Genomic DNA, 2,187 nt, shown 5'->3' on the forward strand with positions numbered 1-2,187 from the left:
CCACACCCGCTCGGCGAAGAACCGCTCCGGCCAGTCGAAGGCCTCCGCCTGCACGTCCTGCGGCAGGGCGAGGGTGACCGCGCCGGTGTCCACCGGGTCGGTGAGCACCCGCATGGCCTGGAGGGCCGACGGGATCAGGGCCTCCGGGCGGGTGATCCGGTCGAAGTACTTCGACACCGGGCGCAGGGTGTCGTTGACCGAGACGTCGCCCGCGTACGGCACCTCCAGCTGTTGCAGGACCGGGTCGGCGGGGCGGGCGGCGAAGACGTCGCCCGGCAGCAGCAGCACCGGCAGGTGGTTGATGGTGGCGAGGGCGGCGCCGGTGACGAGGTTGGTCGCGCCGGGGCCGATGGAGGTGGTCACCGCGTGCGTGGACAGCCGGCCCGACTGGCGGGCGTAGCCGACGGCCGCGTGCACCATCGCCTGCTCGTTGCGGCCCTGGTGGTACGGCATGAGCTCCGCGTACTCGACCAGTGCCTGGCCGATCCCGGCGACGTTGCCGTGCCCGAAGATGCCCCACATGGCGCCGATCAGCCGCTGCCGGGTGCCGTCCCGCTCGGTGTACTGGGCGGCCAGGAAGCGGACCAGCGCCTGGGCGACGGTGAGCCGGATCGTCGTCATCGGTACCCCCCGGTGGTGTGGTCGGGGTGGAAGCGGATCAGCCACTCCCGGGTGTCCCCCGGACCCGCCATGACGTTCAGGTAGTACATGTCGTGCCCGGGCTGGGCGATGGACGGGCCGTGCCAGCCGTCCGGGACGAGGACGGCGTCGCCGGAGCGGACCTCGGCGAGCACGTCCGCACCGCCTTCGCGGGAGGGGGACACCCGTTGGTAGCCGAGCCCGTTCGGGCCGTCGATCTCGAAGTAGTAGATCTCCTCCAGCCGCGACTCCTCGCCCGGCCGGTGCTCGTCGTGCTTGTGCGGCGGGTACGAGGACCAGTTGCCGCCGGGGGTGATCACCTCCACGGCGATCAGCCGGTCGCACGGGAAGGCGTCGGCGGCGGCGAAGTTGCGCACCCGGCGGGCGCAGGTGCCGCCGCCGCGCTCCTCGACGGGGACCTCCGGCGCGGGGCCGTAGCGGGCGGGGAGTCGTCGCTCGCACTTCGCTCCTGCCAGGGCGAAGCGGCCTCCCGCGCCGGAGGCGATCTGGACCCGGGCGTCCCGGGGGGCGTACGCGAAGTCGGTGACGTCCGCGAACACGCCCTCCCTGCCCAGGAGTTGGAACTCGTCCTGCTCCGTTTGTACGGTACATCCGCCTTCCAGCGGAAGCACGATCCACTCGCTGTCGCCGGTGGTGAACGTATGGCTGCCGCCGGGTGCCAGCTCGACGACCCGCAGGCTGCTGTACGTCCAGCCGGCCGTATCGGGACCGATGTCGACGGCGTACCAGGCGTTCGCGGTCGCGCCCCTGGGCAGATGCAGCTCGGTGCTTTTCATGCGCCCCTCACAGCAGTCCTGCGGCGGTGTCCACGGCGGCGGCCACATCGCCGTCCGCCGGGTACAGCAGCGAGCGGCCGGCCACCAGGCCGCGCACGGTGGGCAGGCGCAGCGCGTCCCGCCACTTGCCGTAGGCGGCGGCCCGCTGCGCCGGGGAGTCGCCGATGTCCCCGCCGAGCAGGACGGCGGGCAGCGTGGAGGTCCGCATGACCCGGGCCATGTCGCCGGGGTGTTCGGTGACCGGGACCTTCAGCCAGGTGTAGGCGGAGGAGCCGCCGAGGCCGGAGGCGATGGCGATGGCCCGGGTGACCGCCTCGGCGGAGAGGTCGTTCACCAGCTCGCCCCCGGGGCCGCGGCGGCTGATGAACGGCTCCACGAACACCGGCAGCCGGCGGGCCGCCATGGCGTCGACGACGCGGGCGGCGGTCTCCAGGGTGGCCAGGGAGCCCGGGTCGGCGTAGTCGACGCGCAGTAGCAGCTTGCCCGCGTCGAAGCCGAGCCGCTCGATGTCCTCGGGGCGGTGGCCGGTGAACCGGTCGTCCAGCTCGAAGCTGGACCCGTGCAGCCCGCCGCGGTTCATGGAGCCGATGACGACCTTGTGCTCCAGGGCGCCGAGCAGCAGCAGGTCGTCCAGGATGTCGGCGGTGGCCAGCACCCCGTCGACACCGGGCCGGGACAGCGCGAGGCACAGCCGGCCCGGCGTCCAGCAGCAACTCGCGGTCCAGGCGGTCGCGTTCCTCGGTGGCGGGGG

3 protein-coding genes are annotated in these 2,187 nt (G+C 73.3%); all 3 read right to left on the bottom strand.

Annotated features, from left to right (window positions below):
• Positions 1–621 (bottom strand): thiamine pyrophosphate-binding protein (locus H5J33_RS32135; RefSeq protein ID WP_258565553.1); only part of this gene is annotated, 621 nt, incomplete at its 3' end.
• Positions 618–1,436, bottom strand: coding sequence for a 5-deoxy-glucuronate isomerase (gene iolB, locus H5J33_RS32140; RefSeq protein ID WP_181798258.1), 819 nt, complete (start codon positions 1,434–1,436; stop codon positions 618–620). The genes H5J33_RS32135 and iolB, both read right to left, overlap by 4 nt.
• Positions 1,437–1,443: 7 nt before the next feature.
• Positions 1,444–2,187, bottom strand: a 744-nt coding sequence (locus tag H5J33_RS32145) for a deoxyribose-phosphate aldolase (protein WP_181798259.1), incomplete at its 5' end; no start/stop codon positions are given.

This window comes from Streptomyces sp. WELS2 (assembly GCF_013870595.1).
Lineage (GTDB): Bacteria > Actinomycetota > Actinomycetes > Streptomycetales > Streptomycetaceae > Streptomyces.